This window comes from Variovorax sp. PEI5 (genome assembly GCF_056679935.1).
Map to the genome: position 1 here is coordinate 2,893,032 of NZ_CM155257.1, position 20,088 is coordinate 2,913,119.

Here is a 20,088-nt window from a genome sequence, read left to right on the forward strand (position 1 = left end):
AGACAGCCGCAGGACCGTCATGGAATTCTTCCGCATCCACCGCACCATCCCGTTCATGCGCCACGCCCTGGTGCTGAACATCATCTCGTTCGCCACCTTCGCGCTGGCGGTGTTCTTCCTGCTGCATCGCGGACTCCACCTTTCGGTCGAGTTCACCGGCGGCACGGTGATGGAGGTCGCCTACACGCAGTCGGTCGACGTCGGCCAGGTGCGCGAGACCATCGGCAAGCTGGGCTATGCCGAGGTGCAGGTCCAGAACTTCGGCACGTCGCGCGACGTGCAGATCCGCCTGCCGGTGCAGAAGGGCCAGACCTCGGCCCAGCAGAGCACCCAGGTCATGGACGCGCTCAAGGCGGCCGACCCCTCGGCCACGCTGCGCGGCACCGAGTTCGTCGGTCCGCAGGTCGGCGAGGAGCTCACCACCAACGGCCTGAAGGCCCTGGGCATGGTGGTCGTGGGCATCATGATCTACCTGGCGTTCCGCTTCGAGTGGAAGTTCGCCGTCGCCACCGTGCTGGCGAACCTGCACGACGTGGTGATCATCCTGGGCTTCTTCGCCTTCTTCCAGTGGGAGTTCTCGCTCGCCGTGCTGGCGGCGGTGCTGGCGGTGCTGGGCTACTCGGTGAACGAATCGGTGGTGATCTTCGACCGGGTGCGCGAGAACTTCCGCCGCTTCCGCAAGCTCTCGACGCCGCAGGTGATCGACGGCGCCATCACCTCCACCATCAGCCGCACCATCATCACGCACGGTTCCACGCAGCTGGTGGTGCTGTCGATGTTCTTCTTCGGTGGACCGACGCTGCATTATTTCGCGCTCGCCCTCACGATCGGCATCTGCTTCGGCATCTACTCGTCGTGCTTCGTGGCCGCGGCCATCGCGATGTGGCTGGGCATCAAGCGCGAGGACCTGATCAAGACCGCGCCCAAGCGCGAAGGCGACCCGGACGACCCGAATGCGGGGGCCACCGTCTGATGCGACGGGCGCGTCGCATGCGTCCATCCGTCGCCGAGAGGCGCTGTCCTCTTGTGCGGCGACGCATCCACGGGCAAGCTGATGCGTCGGGGTCGTGGCCCCAGACAGCCTTGACACCATGAGCATCGACCGGCCTTCCGTTAATTCTCTGCAGATCGCTCGCGAAGCCCGGGAGCGTTTCGTGCGGGCCACCGAGAATCTCGTCGCGCCCGTGACCCGCGCGATCCATGAACGCCTGATCACGCTCACCGGCGAATCGGGCACCGCGCGCGACATGCAGGATCGCCGCGACGACTTCCTGGCCTTCCAGTCCCAGGGCGAGACCTGGGCCGATGGCACGCGTGCAGCCTGGCGCCAGGCCTTGGCCGCCAGCGGCGTCGCGACGCCGTCGAACTCGCTCCTGCGTCTCGAACTCATCGGCGACGACGTCGTGGAGACGCAGATCCTTTCCTCCCGGCTCGCGCAGGCGATCCAGGGCAAGGCGAATTTCGACTTCAGCGACCTGCGCCTGCGCATCCAGCATCTCGAAGGCACATCGGAGCTCGACAGCCGCGACGTGCTGCGCCCCGAGACCCTCGCCAAGGTCTGGGTCGAGCAATGGCTGGCGGCCGGACTCAGCCGCGCCCTGTGGACGAAGCTGCAGGACACCGTCCAGCGCGAGGTGCTGGACACGGTCGCCGGCGCCTATCGCGATGTCAATGTCTTCCTGGTCGAGCAGGGCGTCATGCCCGAGATCGACCTGAAGAGCTTCGTGCGACGCCCGACCAGCACGTCCTCGGGCGTCATGCCGTTGTCACCCGGTCCGACCCGGGGGGCGGGTGATGCCCATCGCCCGCCGGGAACGGAGGACGGGGCGAGGACCCCGATGGGCGCCGGTGGCGCCGGCCCGTCCGGTCTGGCCAATCACGGCTATGGCCATGCCGCCTCGATGGGGGCGTCGCCACTGGTGGCGGCGCGGCAGCGTGCCCAGGGGGTGCTGCAGAATCTCAAGCGCTTCGTCGCCGCCCGTATCGGCGGCGAGGGCACCGGTCCGGGCGGTCCCGGATTCGGCGGAGCCGGTGGCGACAGCGGTGGTCCCGGCAGCATCAGCGCCCGCGCGTTCGCCGCCGCCATCGCCGATGCCGGCATCGCCTATCAGGCCTCCGCATCGCACTATGCCGTCGGCAACGACGCCCTGGCGCTGCAGCAGAGCGCGGCCGAGCTGCGCCGGCGCACCAGCGAGCTCAAGCGCCGCGCGCCCACCACGGCCGACAAGGCCACGGTCGAGGTCGTCGCGCTGATGTTCCAGGCCATCCTGTCGGAGGAACGCATCCCCTTCTCCGCCCGCGTCTGGTTCGCGCGGCTGCAGATGCCGGTGCTGCGCGTGGCCATCGCCGAGCCCGAATTCTTCGGCACCATCCAGCATCCGGCACGGATGCTGATCGACCGCATGGGTTCGGTCGTGATGGGTTTCGACGCCGCGGCCATCTCCGGCAGCGCGCTGGAGGGCGAGATCCGTCGCGTGGTGCAGGTGATCGAGCAGTATCCCGAGACCGGGCAGCGCGTCTTCAAGCTGGTGTTCGACGAATTCGTGGCCTTCCTCAACAAGTACCTGACGCAGAGCGATGCCACCCAGCGCGTGATGAGCGTGGCGCAGCAGGTCGAGCAGAAGGAGACGATGGCGATCCAGTACACCATCGAGCTGCGCAAGATGCTCAACGACATGCCCGTGCGCGAGGAGATCCGCGAGTTCCTCTTCAAGGTCTGGGCCGAGGTCATGGCGATCGCCGCCCTGAAGTACGGCGTGCAGGACACGCAGACCGTGACCCTCAAGCGTGCCGCCTCCGAGCTCGTCTGGGCCGCCAGCGCCAAGCCCAGCCGGCCCGACCGCGCGCGCGTGATCCAGGACCTGCCACGCCTGCTGCAGCAACTGCGCGTGGGGATGACGCTGCTGGGCGTGGTGGGCGAGGCCCAGGAAACGCACATCAAGACCATCGGCACGACGTTGACGGATGCGTTCATGTCCAAGACCGAAGCCATCCCGGCGGCGCAGATCGACGCGCTGGCCAAGCGCCTGGCCCACCTCGAGGACTTCGTGAGCGACGAAGGCACGGGCGAGCTGTCGCTGGACGCGGCCAGCATCGAGCTGCTGCTGGGCGTCGACGCGGCCACCATCGACGTCGCGCCCGACACCAGCATCAAGGCGACCGAGGACATGCTGCAATGGGCGCGCGAACTCCAGGTCGGCCACTGGTTCATGCTCGACCACAACGGGCGCGCCAGCCAGGTGCAGTTCGTCTGGCGCAGCGAGCGCGGGCAGCTCCACCTGTTCGCCTCGGCCGACGGCCGCAGCTTCCTGATCCAGACCGGCCGGCTCGGGTCCTACCTGCAGACCGGCATGCTGGTGCCGGCCGAGGACGAGGCACTGACCGTGCGCGCCACGCGCGAGGCGCTGGCCAAGCTCGACGCGCATCCGGAGAGCCTGCTGAACTGAGGGCCGGCCGCGGGGCCCGCGACGGGCCCGCACCTCGATCCGGTCTCAGTGCGCGGTGCGGCTCGAACGCTCGTTGAGCAGTTCGTCGAGCATCAGCGCATCGGGCTCGAGGCCGCTGCTCCAGTGCACCATCAGCAGGATGATCTTGAAGTCCTCCAGCGACACCGGGCACGAGGGTGCCGCCATGGCGCGCTCGACGACGATCTCGCGCAAGCCGCCGGGCAGCACCCCGGCCGATTCCACGAAATGCAGGAAGCCCAGGCATTCGGCGCCGAGCATGTCCTGCTCGACCCCCGAATAGACGCGGATCGCATCGGCCGAGGCGGCCCGCACGTCGCCCCGGCCCCCGGAAGCACTGACGATGGCCGCCGATGCATCGGTGGGGTGGGGCATGAGCGGCAGGCCCTGGGTGGCCTGACTCAGCTCGTCGAGCCACCGCAGCGCGATGCTGATCTCGTCGGCATCGAAGCCCTGGGCGCTGAGTTTGCGGCCGAGTTGTTCGGATTGGGGACAGGCGTCGCCGCGCCAGTAGTTTTCATAGACGAATGCGAGCACTTCGAACATGGGGCCAATATAGCCCAGGCCATGCCGGCCTCCCGGGGCTGGACGATCACCGGATTGGACCGGTGGTGCCGACGGCGTGGCCGCCGTCGACGGTCAGGCGCAGGCCCGGCGCTGGAACAGTCCGCCGGGCAGACGGGCCACCAGCCCGTCGAGCTCGAGTTCGAGCAGCTGCGCCTGCAATTGTGCGGCGCTCCAGCCACTGCGCGCGCAGAGGGCGTCGAGGCTGATGGCATCGAAGCCGAGCAGCCGCAGCAAGGCCGATTCGGGGGGCGCGGCGACGGAGCCGGCCGCATCGGGCGAGGGTCGCGGTGTCCCGGGCGCCCCGGGCGGCGCGTCGTCGAGCGGCAGTTCCTCCAGCACGTCCTGCACCGACTCGACCAGCTTGGCGCCCTGGCGGATCAGGGCATGGCAGCCGCGCGACTGCGGGGCGTGGATCGAGCCCGGGATGGCGAACACCTCGCGCCCCTGTTCGACCGCCAGCCGGGCCGTGATGAGCGAGCCCGACTGCAGGGCCGCCTCGACCACCAGCGTGCCGCGCGAGAGCCCGGCGATGATCCGGTTGCGCTTGGGGAAATTCGGGTGGAGGGGCGGCGTGCCGAGCGGGAATTCGCTCACGATCAGGCCGCGCCGGGCGATGCGGTGGGCCAGGTCGCGATGGCGCGCCGGGTACACGCGGTCGAGTCCGGTGCCGACGACGGCCACCGTCACGGGCCACCCGGGCGGGACGTCGCCGGCCCGCGCACCGGTGGCATCGGCGTCGGCATCCAGGGCTCCCTGGTGCGCGGCCCCGTCGACGCCCAGCGCCAGGCCCGAGATCACCGCGATGCCGCGCTCGCCGAATGCCCGGGCGAAGGCGCGGGCGTTGTCCTCGCCCTGCGGCGTCGGGTTGCGGCTGCCGACCATCGCCACGCTGCGGTCGAGCTGCGTCAGGTCGAGCGTCGCGGGACCGATCAGGTGGAGCATGAGCGGCGGATCGGCCATCTCCAGCAGCGCCGCCGGATAGCCGATGTCGCCGAGCGTCACGAGCCGATGCACGACGCCACCGGCTTCCTCCTGGGCCAGCCAGCCGAGCGTGCGCTCGACCAGCGCCGGCAGTGCCTCGGGCATCCGGCCCAGGGCCTGGACCTGGGCCGCCGTCGCGACCTCGCGCAGCCGCGCGGCCGGTTGCGCCAGGACGTCGGCCGGCAGGCCGAAGGCCGCCAGCAGCCTGCGCGCCGTGACGTCGCCGATGCCGGGCGTCGACACCAGGCGCAGCCAGCCCGTGAGCTCTTCGCGTTCCATGGCGCTCGCGCGGGGCGGACTCAGGGATTGACCAGCAGGTCGCCCACGCGCGGCGTGTCGTTGACCTCCAGCACCAGCGCGTACGACACCCGCTCGAAGGGACGGAACACCATCAGCAGGCCGATGCGCTCGCTGGGCAGCTTGAGGGTCTCCTTGCCACCGCCGGTGCGGTCGACGACGGTGTCGCCGTTCTTCAGGATCGCCAGCACGTGGCCGCTCTCGATGCCGTCGCGCAGGCCCTTGCTGATCGCCACCACCTGGTTCTGCGCCGCGAACTGCACGCCGTTGCCATAGACCGAGACGATGCGGGCATCGATCGGCTGGGCCGGCGCATGCGGCGTGTAGCTCACCAGCTGGCGCGGCGGCTCCGGCAGCAGCCGGTCGCCGGCGCGGATCTCCTCGCGCGCGGCAACGATGTCGATGGTCGCCGGCACGATGCGGGTGACCTCCTTGTCGCCCTCGCGGGCCGGCACGGTGGATTCGCCGCGCTGCAGCTGGGCCTTGCCCAGGTAGTGCGCCTCGTAGCCCAGGATCTCGCCGGTGGACGGGTCCGCCAGGGGGGTGGCATCGCGGAAGACGCGATAGGTCTTGAGCGGTCCGGGCGTGTCGAGCAGGGGCGCATCGGGTTCGCCGCGCGCGTAGGCCCGGTCGCCCCGCGCCAGCAGCACGCGGTTGTCGTTGCCCGCCACGATGCGCGGCGCGCGCGTCAGGGTATCGGCATCCACCACGATCGGCTCGCTCAGGAAGGGCTCGATCAGGCTGGGCTTGAGGGTGGGCAGCGCCATGCCGGCCAGGGATTCGACGCGCGTGCGCGGGCTCAGCCTGACGGTGTCGATGCCGCCGCCGGCGCCGCCGCGGCGCGTGCCCAGGCGGGCACGGCCGTCGCTCTTGTCCAGATAGAGCACCTGGCCGGGAAAGATGCGATGCGGATTGGCGATGTCGTCGAGATTGAGGCCCCAGAGTTCCGGCCAGCGCCACGGACCGCGCAGATAGAGCCGCGAGATCGCCCACAGCGTGTCGCCGGAGCGGACCGTGTATTCGTCGGGAGCGCCGGGCGCGAGTTCCTCGATCGGGACGCCGCTGCGGGCGGCCTGCTGCGCGGTGGCGCGCTGCGTGGGGGTGACGGTCAGATTCTGGGCACCGGTCGTCAGGGGCGTGGCCAGGGCGGCCAGGGCGAGCAGGGCGCCGCCGCAGGAGAGGACGGGACGGCGCGCGGTGCGCCCGACGAACCGCGGAAGGAAGTCGGAAGGAAGGATTTTTTTCATGGTTCGATCGAACGGCACCCGAACCCATGCCGACCTCGGGATGCTCACAATTTGCAACGAATTCTGCGCTGAAGCCCCTGATAGGGCAACGCCTTGGCGGAAGCCGGATCGCGGCGTCACGGGGAATTGGGGAAAATAGCGACACTATTCCCCCAGTTTCCATGGCCAAAAGAACCATTCTCAGTTTTCCCGACCCGCGTCTGCACACGGTCGCCAAGCCGGTCCAGGGCGTGGATGCCCGCATCCGCACGCTGGTGGCCGACATGCTCGAGACGATGTACGACGCCAGCGGCATCGGCCTGGCGGCGACGCAGGTCGACGTCCACGAACGTCTGGTGGTCATCGACGTGTCCGAGGATCGCGACCAGCCGCTGGTGCTGATCAATCCCGAGATCGTCTGGGCCAGCCCGGAGCGGGTCCTCAACGAGGAGGGCTGCCTGTCGGTGCCCGGCATCTACGACGGCGTGGAGCGATCCACGGCGGTGCGCGTGACCGCGCTCGACCTCCAGGGCGAGCCCCGGACGATCGAGGCCGAGGGCCTGCTGGCGATCTGCATCCAGCACGAGCTCGACCACCTGCTGGGCAAGGTGTTCGTCGAATACCTCTCGCCCCTCAAGCGCAATCGCATCAAGAGCAAGCTCCTCAAGCAGCAGCGCGAGGATGCGCGTGGCGACACGCGCGAGGGCCGACGATGAACACGATCTCTTCCTCCCTGCCCGGCGGCCTCGCGGCCGCCCGGCGCGCACGCGCCCTCCTGGTCGCGTGCGCCGTGGTGGGCGCGCTGGCCGGCTGCGCCAGCGATCCGTCCCGGTTGCCGGCCGGCGCCACGCGCGCCGAGACCCTGCAGCGCCTGGGCACGCCCACGGCCACCTACCCGCTGGCCGATGGCGCGGAACGGCTGCAGTACTCGCGCGCGCCGGCCGGCACGGAAGTCAGCAACGTCGACATCGACGCGGCCGGCCGCGTGGTGTCCAACCGTCAGGAACTCGACGAGCGGCTGTTTGGCGACACCATCCGCGTCGATGCCTGGACCGAGGCCGACGTGCTGCGCACCTATGGCCGGCCGTTCGAGATCCGGCGGGTCGCGACCTACGACGGCGTGGTCTGGTCCTGGCGCTATCGCGCCCTGAACGACCTGCGCCTGCTGCACATCTACATCGATCCGAGCGGACGGGTCACGCGCTATCACACCGGTCCCGACCTCACGCGTCAGTGGATGCGCTGGTGAGGGCGGCTCGTTGAGCGCGCGGATCGCCTTCGCGGGCACGCCCGAATTCGCCCGCGTCGCGCTGGAGGCGCTGCAGGCGGCGGGTTTCGAGATCGCATGGGTGCTGACCCAGCCGGACCGCCCGGCCGGTCGCGGCATGAAGCTGCAGGCCTCGCCGGTCAAGCAGTTCGCGCTCGGGCACGGCTGGCCGGTGGCGCAGCCGCGCAGCCTGCGGCTGGACGGCAAGTATCCCGACGACGCGCGCGCCGCGCAGGCGATCATCGAGGCCGCCCGGCTCGATGCGATGGTGGTGGCCGCCTATGGCCTGATCCTGCCGCAATGGGTGCTCGACGCGCCGCGCCTGGGTTGCCTCAACATCCATGCGAGCCTGCTGCCGCGCTGGCGCGGCGCCGCGCCCATCCATCGCGCGATCGAAGCCGGCGACACCGAGACCGGTGTCACGCTGATGCAGATGGATGCCGGTCTCGACACCGGCGCCATGCTGCTGCGCGAGGCGGTCGCCATCACCGAGGACGACAGCACCGCGCGCCTGCACGATCGCCTGGCCGCGCTCGGTGGCCGGCTGGTGGTCGATGCGCTGCGGCTGGCGCTCGAGGGCGCCCTGCGGCCGGTGCCGCAGCCGGCCGCGGGCGTGACCTACGCCCACAAGATCGAGAAGCACGAGGCGCCGGTCGACTGGCGCCAGGATGCCGCCACCATCGCGCGCCGCATCCGCGCCTTCGATCCGTTTCCGGGCGCCACCGGCACGCTCGTTGGCGAGACGGTCAAGTTCTGGCGCGCCCAGGCCTTGCCGGATGCGGCGCCGGCGTCCCCGTCGCCGGGCACCGTGCTGGCCGTCGCCTCCGAGGGCATCGACGTCGCCGCCGGCAGCGGCGTGGTGCGGCTGACCGAGTTGCAGCGCGCTGGCGGCAAGCGCCTGCCGGCCGCCGATTTCCTGCGCGGCTTCGACATCGAACCCGGCCGGGTCCTCGGCTGATGTTCTTCGACCCGGCAGTGCGCCGCGAGCCCGCCTTCGGACGCGGCTTCCGGCACATGGCGCCGATGGCCGCGGGCATCGGCGCCTGGGGGCTCATGACCGGCGTTGCCATGGTGAAGTCGGGCATGAGCGTGATCGAGGCGGCCGCCATGACGCTGCTGGTGTATGCGGGCAGTTCGCAACTCGCGGCCATTCCGCTGCTGGTGGCCGGTGCGCCGGCCTGGGTGATCCTGGCGACCGGTTTCTGCGTCAACCTGCGTTTCGTGGTCTTCAGCCTCCACCTGCGGCCCTATCTCATGCACATGCCGCGCTGGCGACGCATGACGCATGGCTACCTCACGGCCGACCTGAGCTATGCCGTCTTCACCGGCCGCTATCCGGTGCCGGCCACCACCAGCGCCGGGAGGCGCGAGCAGGAGGCCTTCCTCACCGGCGGCTATTGCGTGACCTGGCTGTCCTGGATGGGACTGAGCCTGCTGGGCATCGCGCTGGCCAACCTGATCCCGCCATCCTGGGGGTTGGGCTTCGCCGGCGTGCTGAGCCTGGTGGGCATCCTGTGCTCGATGGCGACCACGCGGCTGCGCCTGCTGGCCGCCGCCATCGCCGGCGCGACGGCGGTGGCGGCCTATGCGCTGCCGCTCAAGCTCAACATCGTCACCGGCATCGGCGTGGCGGTGCTGCTGTCGTTCTGGCTGGAGCGGCAATTCGTGCGTGATCCGGCGGAGGCCGACGCATGAGCGCCCAGACCGATGGCTGGACGCTGGCCGTGATCGTCGGCCTGGCGGGCGTGACGGTGCTCACGCGCTGCTTCTTCTTCATCCTCGACCGGCCCTGGGGCCTGCCGGACTGGGCGCACCGCGCGCTGCACTACGCGCCGGTGGCGGCGCTGGCGGCGGTCGTCATCCCGGAGATCGTGATGACCCAGGGCCACCTGGTGTCGACCTGGCGCGACGCGCGCCTGTTCGCGGCATTGGCCGGCGCGCTCTGGTACTTCGCGCGCGGCGGCGTGCTCGGCACCATGCTCGCCGGCATGGCGGTGTACCTGCCGCTGCACCTCGGATTGGGCTGGTAGGGCCCGCCCGGCGGCGGCCGGCGGACTTCCGGCATGCCGGCTCGCCGGCCTTCCGGACCTGCGGTGCTGCCGCAGCGCCGGTCGGTCGGCGTCTCTCGCGAGCGAGCATCACCGAATCCTGACAATGCGCCCGAGTCGCCGGGTCCGGCGGTCCCGCAAGTGCCTCGACGCACGCATTCCAGGGAGAGAGATTCATGTCCAGCCGGTCGACGACCTTCGCCTCGCGGCGGCACCGCAGGGTGCCATCCGTTCCCATCGTGCTTCCCACGGCGCTTCTCGCCACGCTCATGCTCGTGGGCTGCGGCGGCAGCGCCCATCGGGGCGACCCGTCCGTCAGCCGGCTGGAGATCCGCACGCTGTCGGCGCGCGCCGACTGGGTCACCGATGGCGATGCGCTGGTCGAACTGCTGCTGCCACCGGGCGTGGGCGCGACCGGCCTGGCAGTGGATGTCGACGGGCGCGATGTCACCAGCGCCTTCACCACCCGCGCCGATGGCCGCACGCTGGGCCTGGTCACGGGTCTGAAGAGCGGCGCCAACGTGCTCAACGCGCGCACCGCCATCGCCGCGGCGAGCCTGACGATCACCAACACCGGGCGCAACCTGCCGGTGTTCTCCGGCGCGCAGGTCACGCCGTTCTACTGCGCCACGCCGGTGCCCCGGGGCGCCACGGCCGGCGCGCCGGCGAGCAATGCCAGCGGCCTGGCGACAGCGGCCACCGACGCGCAGTGCACGACGCCCAGCGAGTTCAAGCTGTACTACCGCACCACCACCGCCGGGTGCTCGTTCGCGCTTCCTGACCCGAGTCCCAACGTCACCTACACCGACGTCGCGCCGACGACCACGGCGCCGGCGCCGGCCAATCCCTGTTTCAAGCCCTATGTCGCCGGCGCGGCGGCCCCGGCCGACCTGGCCACCACCACCACCGATGGCGGCGTCAGCGTGCCCTACATCGTGCGCGTGGAGCGCGGGGTGATGAATCGCGGCATCTACGACCTGGTGGTGCTGCACGATCCGGCCAAGGCCTGGACGCCGACGGCGCCGCAGCCGCAGTGGAACGGCAAGGTCTACTACCAGTTCGGCTCCGGCACGGGCCAGCCCCGGCGCCAGATCCGTCCGCAGAGCGCCTGGCCGTCGTTCGACGCCCAGCTCGCGCGCGGCTACCTGGTGGCGGCCAACAGCATGACCGACTCGGCCAACAACGCCGATCGCATCCAGATGACCGAGACGCTGGCGCGCATGAAGGAGCGCATCGTCGACGGCTATGGCCCGATTAGGTTCACGATGGGCGCGGGCTGCTCGGGCGGCGCCATCAATCTGCATGCGAGCGCCTCGGTCGTGCCGGGGCTGCTCGACGGCGTGATCGCCTCGTGCGCCTATCCGGACTCGGAGACCACCGCCATTGAGGTCGGCGACTGCGTCCAGCTGGTGGAGGCCTACCGCAAGCCGCAGTGGCTGGCGCTGATGCGCGCCCAGGGCGTCCCGGCCGAAGCCGAAGCGGCCAAGAAGGCGGCGATCAACGGCCATGTCGATCAGAGCGGCTGCCATGGCTGGTACAACACTTTCGGCAGCAACGCCAAGGCCGGCAACTACGTGCAGAAGCTGGTGCTCTCGCCCGATGGCGTGCTGGTCGCGCCCGGCACCCTGGTCAACAACTGCCAGGTGCCCGCCGCCCTGGTCTACGACCCGGTCACCAATCCCGGTGGCGCGCGCTGCAATGCCTGGGACTGGTCGGTCGCGACCTTCGGCAGGACCGCCGATGGCATCCGCGCCAACGAGACGCGCGACAACGTCGGCGTGCAGTACGGCCTGAAGGCGCTGCTGGCCGGCAGCATCACGCCCGAGGAGTTCGTCGTCGTCAACGAGATCGCCGGTGGCGTCGACCACGACACTAACCCGCAGATCGCGCGTAGCCAGGCCGACATGCCAGCGCTGTCGGTGGCCTATCGCACCGGTCTCGTCATGAGCGGGCGCAACCTGGCCAGGACGGCGGTGATCGACCTGCGCGGCTGGGACGACTCCGGCCTCATCCTGCAGCCGGGCACCACCGCGCGTCGCACCATTCCCATCCATCACATCTGGCGCAGCTTCTCGATCCGCGACCGCCTGGCGCGCGAATATGGCGATGCCGGCAACCATGCGCTGTGGCGCTTCGGCCGTGGCGGGCTCGGCTCGCCGAGCCTGATGCCCCAGGCCTTCGACACCATGGACCAGTGGCTCACCACGATCGAGGCCGACACCAGCAGCCGCGGCATCGAGGACAAGGTGCGCGCGGCGCGACCGGCTGGCGCGCAGAACTTCTGCCTGCTGTCGAGCGACGTGGCGCAGTCGACGCGCGTGACCGATGCGGCCGCGTGCGATGCCGATCCGTTCCTGAAGGCATCGTCCTCGCCGCGCCAGGTGGCTGGCGGGCCGCTGTCGGAGAACATCCTGAAGTGCCAGCTGCGCCCGCTCGACGCCAGCGACTACGGCGGCCGGCTCGATGCGACGCAGCTCGCACGCCTGCAGGCGGTGTTCCCTGGCGGCGTGTGCGACTGGAGCAAGCCCGGCGTCGGCCAGCAGGCGGCGGTGGGTCCGTTGGGCTTCAGCGCCGGCCCGGGCGGCCGGATGTCGCGCTAGGTCCGCGCAGCGGCTCTCGCGACGCGATCCGACTGGAACCTGCGCGACAGGGGATGCTGGAAATCCCGGAGGCCCGGCGCGGCTCGACGTCGCAGACTGACGCCCGTCCCGGCCATGCGTACTGGTTGCCGGGTCCGACGGGCCCCAGCAGCCACGTTTCCGTACATCCTCTTCAGGAGACAGTTTCCATGCATTCCCACGATTCGACGGCCTTCGCGCCGCGCGGCAGCCGTTGGCTGCCGGTCGCTCTGGCCGCGGCCGCGCTCGCGGCCTGCGGCGGCAGCGGCGATGACGACAACACCAACACGGGCGGGACCGGCGGGGCGTCCGTCAGCCGGCTGGAGATCCGCACGCTGTCGGCGCGCGCCGACTGGGTCACCGATGGCGATGCGCTGGTCGAACTGCTGCTGCCACCGGGCGTGGGCGCGACCGGCCTGGCGGTGGATGTCGACGGGCGCGATGTCACCAGCGCCTTCACCACCCGCGCCGATGGCCGCACGCTGGGCCTGGTCACGGGTCTGAAGAGCGGCGCCAACGTGCTCAACGCGCGCACCGCCATCGCCGCGGCGAGCCTGACGATCACCAACACCGGGCGCAACCTGCCGGTGTTCTCCGGCGCGCAGGTCACGCCGTTCTACTGCGCCACGCCGGTGCCCCGGGGCGCCACGGCCGGCGCGCCGGCGAGCAATGCCAGCGGCCTGGCGACAGCGGCCACCGACGCGCAGTGCACGACGCCCAGCGAGTTCAAGCTGTACTACCGCACCACCACCGCCGGGTGCTCGTTCGCGCTTCCTGACCCGAGTCCCAACGTCACCTACACCGACGTCGCGCCGACGACCACGGCGCCGGCGCCGGCCAATCCCTGCTTCAAGCCCTATGTCGCCGGCGCGGCGGCCCCGGCCGACCTGGCCACCACCACCACCGATGGCGGCGTCAGCGTGCCCTACATCGTGCGCGTGGAGCGCGGGGTGATGAATCGCGGCATCTACGACCTGGTGGTGCTGCACGATCCGGCCAAGACCTGGACGCCGACGGCGCCGCAGCCGCAGTGGAATGGCAAGGTCTACTACCAGTTCGGCTCCAGCACGGGCCAGCCCCGGCGCCAGATCCGTCCGCAGAGCGCCTGGCCGTCGTTCGACGCCCAGCTCGCGCGCGGCTACCTGGTGGCGGCCAACAGCATGACCGATTCGGCCATCAACTCCAACCGGGTGCTGATGACCGAGACCGTCGGCCGCATGAAGGAGCGCATCGTCGACGGCTACGGGCCGATCAAGTTCACGATGGGCGCCGGCTGCTCGGGCGGATCGATCAACTCGCACATGAGTGCTTCCATCTCGCCCGGCCTGCTCGACGGCGTGACCATCTCGTGCGCCTATCCGGACTCGGAGACCACCGCCATCGAGGTCGGCGACTGCGTGCAGCTGGTCGAGGCCTACCGCAAGCCGGCCTGGCTCAATCTGATGAGCGCCAATGGCGTCACGCCCGCCGTCGAGGCGGCCAAGAAGGCCGCCATCAACGGCCACCCCGACCAGACCGCGTGCCATGGCTGGTACAACGCCTTCGGCAGCAACGCCAAGGCCGGCAACTACGTGCAGAAGCTGGTGCTCTCGCCCGATGGCGCGCTGGTCGCGCCCGGCACCCTGGTCAACAACTGCCAGATGCCCGCCGCCCTGGTCTACGACCCGGTCACCAATCCCGGTGGCGCGCGCTGCAATGCCTGGGACTGGGCGGCGCCGATCTTCGGCAAGGCCGCCGATGGCATCCGCGCCAACGAGACGCGCGACAACGTCGGCGTGCAGTACGGCCTGAAGGCGCTGCTGGCCGGCAGCATCACGCCCGAGGAGTTCGTCGTCGTCAACGAGATCGCCGGTGGCGCCGACCACGACACCAACCCGCAGACCGCGCGCACGCTGGCCGACACGCCGGCGCTCTCGGTGGCCTATCGCGCCGGCATCGTCATGAGCGGCCGCAACCTGGCCAAGACAGCGGTGATCGACATGCGTGGCTGGGACGACTCCGGCCTGATCCTGCAGCCGGGCACCACCGCGCGCAGCACCATCCCGATCCACTACGTGTGGCGCAGCTTCTCCATCCGCGACCGCCTGGTACGCGAGTATGGCGACGCCGGCAACCACGCGCTGTGGCGCTTCGGCCGTGGCGGACTGCTGTCGCCGGTGCTGGCACCGCAGGCCTTCGACACCATGGATCAGTGGCTCACCACGATCAAGGCCGACACCAGCGGCCGCGGCATCGAGGACAAGGTGCGCGCGGCGCGCCCGGCCGGCGCGCAGAACTTCTGCCTGCTGTCGAGCGACGTGGCGCAGTCGACGCGCGTGACCGATGCGGCCGCGTGCGATGCCGATCCGTTCCTGAAGGCGTCGTCCTCGCCGCGCCAGGTGGCTGGCGGGCCGCTGTCGGAGAACATCCTGAAGTGCCAGCTGCGCCCGCTCGACGCCAGCGAATATGGCGGCCGGCTCGATGCGACGCAGCTCGCACGCCTGCAGGCGGTGTTCCCTGGCGGCGTGTGCGACTGGAGCAAGCCCGGCGTCGGCCAGCAGGCGGCGGTGGGTCCGTTGGGCTTCAGCGCCGGCCCGGGCGGCCAGGCGCTGGCCGCGGTGCCGGTGTCGATCGCGAAATGACCTGAAGCCGGTCCAGGGCGGCGCGGAGCGTACCGGGAATCCGGGCGATCCGCGTCGCCGACCCGGCGTCCAGGGCCGGCGGAGCGATCCGCCGGCCCTTTTTTCCTGTGGGGTCTTCCGACAGGCGGCTCCTACAATTCCGCGTCGCGGACACCCGGCCCCGGCGCCGCTGTGACCCACCCCCTTTCCTCAGCTCCTCCCATCACCATCGCCATGAACGTCATCCGCTTTTCCGATCTCTGTGCCCAGGGCCGCGTCGCCGGGCAGCGCGTCTTCATCCGCGCCGACCTCAACGTGCCCCAGGACGACACCGGCCGCATCACCGAGGACACCCGCATCCGCGCGTCGGTGCCCTGCATCCGCCAGGCGCTCGACGCCGGCGCGGCCGTCATGGTGACCTCGCACCTGGGGCGTCCGACCGAGGGCGAGTTCAAGCCCGCCGACTCGCTCGCGCCGGTCGCCGTCCGCCTGGGCGAGCTGCTCGGCCGCGACGTGCGCCTGGTGGCCGACTGGGTCGATGGCGTGGAGGTCGCGCCCGGCGAGGTGGTGCTGCTGGAGAACTGCCGCCTCAACAAGGGCGAGAAGAAGAACGACGAGGCGCTGGCGCGCAAGCTCGCCGCGCTGACCGACATCTACGTGAACGACGCCTTCGGCACCGCGCACCGCGCCGAGGCCACCACCTATGGCATCGCGCAGTACGCGAAGGTCGCCGCCGCCGGCCCGTTGCTCGCCGCCGAGATCGACGCCATCACCCAGGCCCTGGCGCAACCCAGGCGTCCGCTGGTCGCGATCGTCGCCGGCTCCAAGGTCAGCACCAAGCTGACCATCCTCAAGAGCCTGGCGGAGAAGGTCGACCAGTTGATCGTGGGCGGCGGCATCGCCAACACCTTCATGCTGGCCTCGGGACTGTCGATCGGCAAGTCGCTGGCCGAGCCGGACCTGGTCGACCAGGCCAAGGCCGTCATCGAGGCCATGCGCGCGCGCGGCGCCGCCGTGCCGATCCCGGTCGACGTCGTCACCGCCAAGACCTTCTCGGCCACGGCCGAGGCCAGCGTCAAGCCGGCCGACGCGGTGGCCGAGGACGACCTGATCCTGGACATCGGCCCGAAGACCGCCGAGATGCTCGCCGCGCAGCTGCGCGAGGCCGGCACCATCGTCTGGAACGGCCCGGTCGGGGTGTTCGAGTTCGACGCCTTCTCCAAGGGCACGGAAGCGATCGCCCGGGCCATCGCCGAGAGTTCGGCATTCTCGATCGCGGGCGGTGGCGACACGCTGGCGGCGATCGCCAAGTACGGCATCGAGGACCGGGTCGGCTACATCTCGACCGGCGGCGGCGCCTTCCTGGAGATCCTGGAAGGCAAGACGCTGCCGGCGCTCGAGATCCTGGAGAAGCGCGCGGCGGGCTGACGCGCCCGCGCGGACGCGCTCAGTCGGCGTCCGCGCCGCTGGGCGCGCCGAGCGCGATGAACAGGCGCGTCTGCATCAGCAGCAGGCCGAAGTAGCAACCCATCTCGGCCAGTTCCTCGACCAGCATGCGCAGCGCCTCCGGCGCCGAGTCCTCGAAGAACATGCTGCTCTCGGACAGCGTGGACATGACGGCGGCGGTCACGACCAGCGCCAGTTCGGCCCAGGGAAAGCGCCGCTGCCGCATCAGGGCGAGCAGCGGCCGATCGAGGCGCCAATAGACGAAGGCCAGCGCCGCCGCCCCCACGGCCAGCAGCACCAGCGGCTTGATGGCCATGTGATACCAGAGCTTGCTGGACGAGAAATAGGGGCCGTCGGCCTCCATCACGCCCCGGGTCAGGAAGGTGGCGCCCCAGCTGGTCTCCCGTCCGGCGCACATCAGCCAGAACGCCATGGCGATCAGGCTCAGGCGCAGCACCGTCTGGCGCGTCGACGGCGCGCGCGGGTCCGACGTGCCGCGGCGCAGGTCGCTGCGCATCCAGGCCGCGCACAGGAAACCGATGATCAGCATGGCGAGCTGCGTCCGCTCCAGCCAGCCGTTCTCCCAGCTCAGGCTCTCCGGCAGCCGCAGTGCCAACGGGTAGATGGCCAGCAGGAATGCCAGCAGGAACCAGCGTGCGGCCTGGAGCAGCCAGGCGCGCGCCGGTGCATGCAGGGGGAGCGTCGAAGCATGAAGAGCCATCGTGAAGACCTTAGGGAATGAAAGGTCGACACGCTAGCGGCCGACGCCTTCTTTACATGGATTGCGCGACGCGCGGAATGCTGGTCGGACGACCATCGAAATCGGTCCAGCACTGGCGCGTGAAGTCATAGAGCTTGCACGCCCGCGCGGTGTCGAAGTACCAGCGCCAGGAGAAGCGCTGGATGATGATCCGCTCGGGCAGCAGATGCTCCAGCATCTTCTGCGCCTCCTTGAGCCTGTAGAGCGGGATGCTCATGTCGACGTGGTGCGCGGTGTGCTCCATGATGTGATGGAGCAGGGCGCCGACCTGCAACGGGAAGGTCAGGTGCACGGTGGTCGAGACGAAGGGCTGGGCGCGCTGCCAGGCGGCGCGGTCGTCGTGCCACTGGGCCTTGACGTGGGTATGGTGGCCATAGATCACGAAGCCCATCATGTGGAACCAGAACACCACCGGCACGCCGAAGCCCGCCAGCAGCACCCAGCCCACCGACTGGTCCGTGGCCAGGGCGCCGGCCACCAGCGCGGCGACCCAGGCGATGGCGAAGGCGCTCACCAGCAGGCAGTCCTTCCAGAAGATCGGGCGCATCGTGTTGCCCAGCGCCTTCTGCGTCGGGAACATCATCTTCTTCCACCAGATCTCGATCATGTAGTAGGCCCCCGGGCCCCAGCCGCTGCGATAGAGGCGCTGGAGCAGGCGGCCGACCGGCGACAGCGCGCGGTACTCGTCGCGCGTCAGCGGGGCCCAGACGAAGTCCACGCCCTTGAGGTTGGTGAAGCCGTGGTGGACCACGTTGTGGCCCATGTCCCAGAGGCTGTAGGCCGTGAGCGAGGGCAGGAAGGCGATGCGCCCGAGCCACTTGTTGAGCCGCCGGTGCGGCGTGAGGCTCTGGTGGCAGCCATCGTGGCCGATGATGAACAGCCGCCCGATCACGAAGCCCGCCAGCAGGCCGGCCAGCAGCTTGAGCCAGATCGGCTTGACCAGCACCGTGGTCGCGAGCAGGGCGCCGAACAGCAGATAGTCGATGGCCAGCAGCACGAAGGCGCGCACGGTGGTGCGCTGGGCCAGCGGGATCAGCCACGACCGGATCACCTTGCGGTGGGGCAGGGGAGCGTCGAGCGGCAACGGCGAGGGAACGGGTTCGATGGGGGACTGCATGGGACGAACGCAAAGGAGTGGAGGAATCGCGGCACGCGAGGCGCCCGCGTCGCATTCATCGTGGGGAGGGTCGTGACGGACGGGAGCCGATGGCGGCGCGAGGGCCGATCGGGTCCCGGACGATCTTGCATGCCGTGCCATGTCACGACCTCGTGTGAGAATTGTGCCAAAAGCCCCAAACCGGAGACCCCCTCATGGACATCGTCCGCCTGCCCCGCCATGCCACGAAGATCGTCGCGACGCTCGGCCCCGCCTCCAACACGCCGGAGCTGCTCGAGCAGATGATCCACAGCAAGGTCAGCGTGGTGCGCCTGAATTTCAGTCACGGCACGGCGCAGGACCACATCGCCCGTGCCGCGATGGTGCGCGAGGCGGCGCGCAAGGTCGGTCGCGAGGTGGCCATCATGGCCGACCTGCAGGGGCCGAAGATCCGCGTCGGCAAGTTCGCCGAGGGCCGCGTCTGGCTCGAGCCGGGCGCGAGCTTCACGCTCGACGCGGCGCGCACGCTGCCGGGCGACGTCGAAGCGGTCGGACTCGACTACAAGGACCTGCCGCGCGACGTCAAGGCCGGCGACCGGCTGCTGCTCAACGACGGCCTGATCGTGCTGCGCGTGGACGCGGTCAAGGGCGAGACCGTCGCCACCACCGTCGTGCTGGGCGGCGAACTGTCCAACAACAAGGGCATCAACAAGCAGGGCGGCGGCCTGACCGCGCCGGCGCTGACGGCCAAGGACATGGAGGACATCCGCACCGCCATGAGCTTCCAGGCCGACTACGTGGCCGTGAGCTTCCCCAAGAACGCCACCGACATGGAGATGGCGCGCCAGCTGTGCAACGTGGCGGCCGCCGAATACGGCCACCGGCCCGGCATGATCGCCAAGATCGAGCGCGCCGAGGCGATCCCCAAGCTGGAGGAGATCCTGCGCGCGAGCGACGGCATCATGGTCGCGCGCGGCGACCTCGCGGTCGAGGTGGGCAACGCGGCGGTTCCGGCCCTGCAGAAGAAGATGATCCGCATGGCGCGCGAGATGGACAAGGTCGTCATCACCGCCACGCAGATGATGGAATCCATGATCACCAATCCGGTGCCCACGCGCGCCGAGGTGAGCGACGTGGCCAACGCGGTGCTCGACGGCACGGATGCGGTCATGCTGAGCGCCGAGACGGCCTCGGGCCGCTATCCGCTAGAGACCGTGCAGGAGATGAGCCGCATCTGCGAGGCGGCCGAACAGGCCGAGGACACCGCGCGCGACACCGACTTCAGCGGCCACACCTATGCCCGCATCGACCAGGCCATCGCCATGGGCGCGCTGTTCACCGCCCACCACCTGGGCGCCAAGGCGATCGTGGCCTTGACCGAGTCGGGCTCCACGCCGCTGTGGATGAGCCGGCATTCGGCCCACATCCCGGTCTATGCGCTGACCTCGCGGCTGGCCACGCAGCGCCGGATGGCGCTCTACCGCAACGTCCGGCCGCTGCTGATGGATTCGCACACCGACCGCGACACGGCGCTCGACCACGCCGAGGCGCATCTCAAGAAGCGCGGCATCGTGCAGAGCGGAGATGTCTACGCCATCACCTGCGGCGAACCCATGGGAGCACCGGGCGGCACCAACATGCTGAAGATCTGCCGCGCGACCTGAGCGATGCGAGCGGCGCGTGCGCGGCATGCGTGACCGCTGCGCGCGGTCCGCGAA

16 protein-coding genes are annotated in these 20,088 nt (G+C 70.2%); 11 read left to right on the forward strand and 5 right to left on the reverse strand.

Features of this window, described 5'->3' with window-relative positions; genetic code table 11:
- Positions 1–19: 19 nt before the first annotated feature.
- Complete coding sequence (gene secF / locus AC1MLT_RS13310) at positions 20–973, forward strand: protein translocase subunit SecF (protein ID WP_481032676.1); 954 nt, start codon at positions 20–22, stop codon at positions 971–973.
- 118 nt (positions 974–1,091) lie between these two features.
- A complete protein-coding gene (locus tag AC1MLT_RS13315; protein ID WP_481032677.1) occupies positions 1,092–3,446 on the forward strand; it encodes a DUF1631 family protein in 2,355 nt (784 codons plus the stop codon).
- A gap of 45 nt (positions 3,447–3,491) precedes the next feature.
- Here AC1MLT_RS13315 and AC1MLT_RS13320 read toward each other — a convergent pair whose 3' ends face one another.
- From AC1MLT_RS13320 to AC1MLT_RS13330, 3 genes are all read right to left on the reverse strand, one after another.
- Positions 3,492–4,010, reverse strand: coding sequence for a Smg family protein (locus AC1MLT_RS13320; RefSeq protein WP_481032678.1), 519 nt, complete (start codon positions 4,008–4,010; stop codon positions 3,492–3,494).
- 93 nt (positions 4,011–4,103) lie between these two features.
- Positions 4,104–5,291, reverse strand: a complete 1,188-nt coding sequence (dprA, locus tag AC1MLT_RS13325) for a DNA-processing protein DprA (RefSeq protein ID WP_481032679.1) — start codon at positions 5,289–5,291, stop codon at positions 4,104–4,106.
- Between the two features lie 20 nt (positions 5,292–5,311).
- On the reverse strand, positions 5,312–6,556 hold the full coding sequence (locus AC1MLT_RS13330; RefSeq protein WP_481032680.1) for a LysM peptidoglycan-binding domain-containing protein: 1,245 nt from the start codon (positions 6,554–6,556) through the stop codon (positions 5,312–5,314).
- 161 nt (positions 6,557–6,717) lie between these two features.
- On the opposite strand from AC1MLT_RS13330, the gene def reads away from it, so the two are divergent.
- From def to AC1MLT_RS13370, 8 genes are all read left to right on the forward strand, one after another.
- The gene (gene def / locus AC1MLT_RS13335) at positions 6,718–7,251 is read left to right on the forward strand and encodes a peptide deformylase (RefSeq protein ID WP_481032681.1); all 534 of its coding nucleotides are present in this window, start codon (positions 6,718–6,720) and stop codon (positions 7,249–7,251) included.
- Positions 7,248–7,784 (forward strand): hypothetical protein, encoded by a 537-nt coding sequence (locus AC1MLT_RS13340; protein WP_481032682.1) that lies wholly within the window; start codon positions 7,248–7,250, stop codon positions 7,782–7,784. The genes def and AC1MLT_RS13340 overlap by 4 nt, the downstream gene beginning before the upstream one ends.
- 10 nt (positions 7,785–7,794) lie before the next feature.
- On the forward strand, positions 7,795–8,760 hold the full coding sequence (gene fmt, locus AC1MLT_RS13345; RefSeq protein WP_481032683.1) for a methionyl-tRNA formyltransferase: 966 nt from the start codon (positions 7,795–7,797) through the stop codon (positions 8,758–8,760).
- Entirely contained in the window at positions 8,760–9,497 is a 738-nt protein-coding gene (locus AC1MLT_RS13350) for an AzlC family ABC transporter permease (RefSeq protein WP_481032684.1), read from the forward strand. The genes fmt and AC1MLT_RS13350 overlap by 1 nt, the downstream gene beginning before the upstream one ends.
- The gene (locus tag AC1MLT_RS13355; protein ID WP_481032685.1) at positions 9,494–9,832 is read left to right on the forward strand and encodes an AzlD domain-containing protein; all 339 of its coding nucleotides are present in this window, start codon (positions 9,494–9,496) and stop codon (positions 9,830–9,832) included. The genes AC1MLT_RS13350 and AC1MLT_RS13355 overlap by 4 nt, the downstream gene beginning before the upstream one ends.
- A 194-nt stretch (positions 9,833–10,026) precedes the next feature.
- Positions 10,027–12,450: a DUF6351 family protein gene (locus AC1MLT_RS13360; RefSeq protein ID WP_481032686.1), complete on the forward strand. Its 2,424-nt coding sequence runs from the start codon at positions 10,027–10,029 to the stop codon at positions 12,448–12,450.
- A 188-nt stretch (positions 12,451–12,638) separates the two neighbouring features.
- Complete coding sequence (locus AC1MLT_RS13365) at positions 12,639–15,089, forward strand: DUF6351 family protein (protein WP_481032687.1); 2,451 nt, start codon at positions 12,639–12,641, stop codon at positions 15,087–15,089.
- Between the two features lie 213 nt (positions 15,090–15,302).
- On the forward strand, positions 15,303–16,496 hold the full coding sequence (locus tag AC1MLT_RS13370) for a phosphoglycerate kinase (protein ID WP_481032688.1): 1,194 nt from the start codon (positions 15,303–15,305) through the stop codon (positions 16,494–16,496).
- Positions 16,497–16,515: 19 nt separating this feature from the next.
- On the opposite strand, the gene AC1MLT_RS13375 is transcribed toward AC1MLT_RS13370, so the two are convergent.
- Together AC1MLT_RS13375 and AC1MLT_RS13380 are read right to left on the reverse strand one after the other, a co-directional pair.
- Positions 16,516–17,235: a hypothetical protein gene (locus tag AC1MLT_RS13375; protein WP_481032689.1), complete on the reverse strand. Its 720-nt coding sequence runs from the start codon at positions 17,233–17,235 to the stop codon at positions 16,516–16,518.
- A 52-nt stretch (positions 17,236–17,287) separates the two neighbouring features.
- Entirely contained in the window at positions 17,288–18,391 is a 1,104-nt protein-coding gene (locus tag AC1MLT_RS13380; RefSeq protein ID WP_481032690.1) for a fatty acid desaturase, read from the reverse strand.
- A 194-nt stretch (positions 18,392–18,585) separates the two neighbouring features.
- Between AC1MLT_RS13380 and pyk the strand changes: the two genes are divergently transcribed.
- Positions 18,586–20,034: a pyruvate kinase gene (gene pyk, locus AC1MLT_RS13385; protein WP_481032691.1), complete on the forward strand. Its 1,449-nt coding sequence runs from the start codon at positions 18,586–18,588 to the stop codon at positions 20,032–20,034.
- Positions 20,035–20,088 lie beyond the last annotated feature (54 nt).

What these genes read in the sequence shown, in the direction of transcription:
- AC1MLT_RS13320 (WP_481032678.1), bottom strand. Translation starts at nt 4,010, where the DNA reads ATGTTCGAAGTGCTCGCATTCGTCTATGAAAACTACTGGCGCGGCGAC.
- AC1MLT_RS13360 (WP_481032686.1), top strand. Translation starts at nt 10,027, where the DNA reads ATGTCCAGCCGGTCGACGACCTTCGCCTCGCGGCGGCACCGCAGGGTG.
- AC1MLT_RS13370 (WP_481032688.1), top strand. Translation starts at nt 15,303, where the DNA reads ATGAACGTCATCCGCTTTTCCGATCTCTGTGCCCAGGGCCGCGTCGCC.
- def (WP_481032681.1), top strand. Translation starts at nt 6,718, where the DNA reads ATGGCCAAAAGAACCATTCTCAGTTTTCCCGACCCGCGTCTGCACACG.
- AC1MLT_RS13350 (WP_481032684.1), top strand. Translation starts at nt 8,760, where the DNA reads ATGTTCTTCGACCCGGCAGTGCGCCGCGAGCCCGCCTTCGGACGCGGC.
- AC1MLT_RS13380 (WP_481032690.1), bottom strand. Translation starts at nt 18,391, where the DNA reads ATGCAGTCCCCCATCGAACCCGTTCCCTCGCCGTTGCCGCTCGACGCT.
- dprA (WP_481032679.1), bottom strand. Translation starts at nt 5,291, where the DNA reads ATGGAACGCGAAGAGCTCACGGGCTGGCTGCGCCTGGTGTCGACGCCC.
- AC1MLT_RS13365 (WP_481032687.1), top strand. Translation starts at nt 12,639, where the DNA reads ATGCATTCCCACGATTCGACGGCCTTCGCGCCGCGCGGCAGCCGTTGG.
- AC1MLT_RS13330 (WP_481032680.1), bottom strand. Translation starts at nt 6,556, where the DNA reads ATGAAAAAAATCCTTCCTTCCGACTTCCTTCCGCGGTTCGTCGGGCGC.
- pyk (WP_481032691.1), top strand. Translation starts at nt 18,586, where the DNA reads ATGGACATCGTCCGCCTGCCCCGCCATGCCACGAAGATCGTCGCGACG.
- AC1MLT_RS13375 (WP_481032689.1), bottom strand. Translation starts at nt 17,235, where the DNA reads ATGGCTCTTCATGCTTCGACGCTCCCCCTGCATGCACCGGCGCGCGCC.
- secF (WP_481032676.1), top strand. Translation starts at nt 20, where the DNA reads ATGGAATTCTTCCGCATCCACCGCACCATCCCGTTCATGCGCCACGCC.
- AC1MLT_RS13340 (WP_481032682.1), top strand. Translation starts at nt 7,248, where the DNA reads ATGAACACGATCTCTTCCTCCCTGCCCGGCGGCCTCGCGGCCGCCCGG.
- AC1MLT_RS13315 (WP_481032677.1), top strand. Translation starts at nt 1,092, where the DNA reads ATGAGCATCGACCGGCCTTCCGTTAATTCTCTGCAGATCGCTCGCGAA.
- AC1MLT_RS13355 (WP_481032685.1), top strand. Translation starts at nt 9,494, where the DNA reads ATGAGCGCCCAGACCGATGGCTGGACGCTGGCCGTGATCGTCGGCCTG.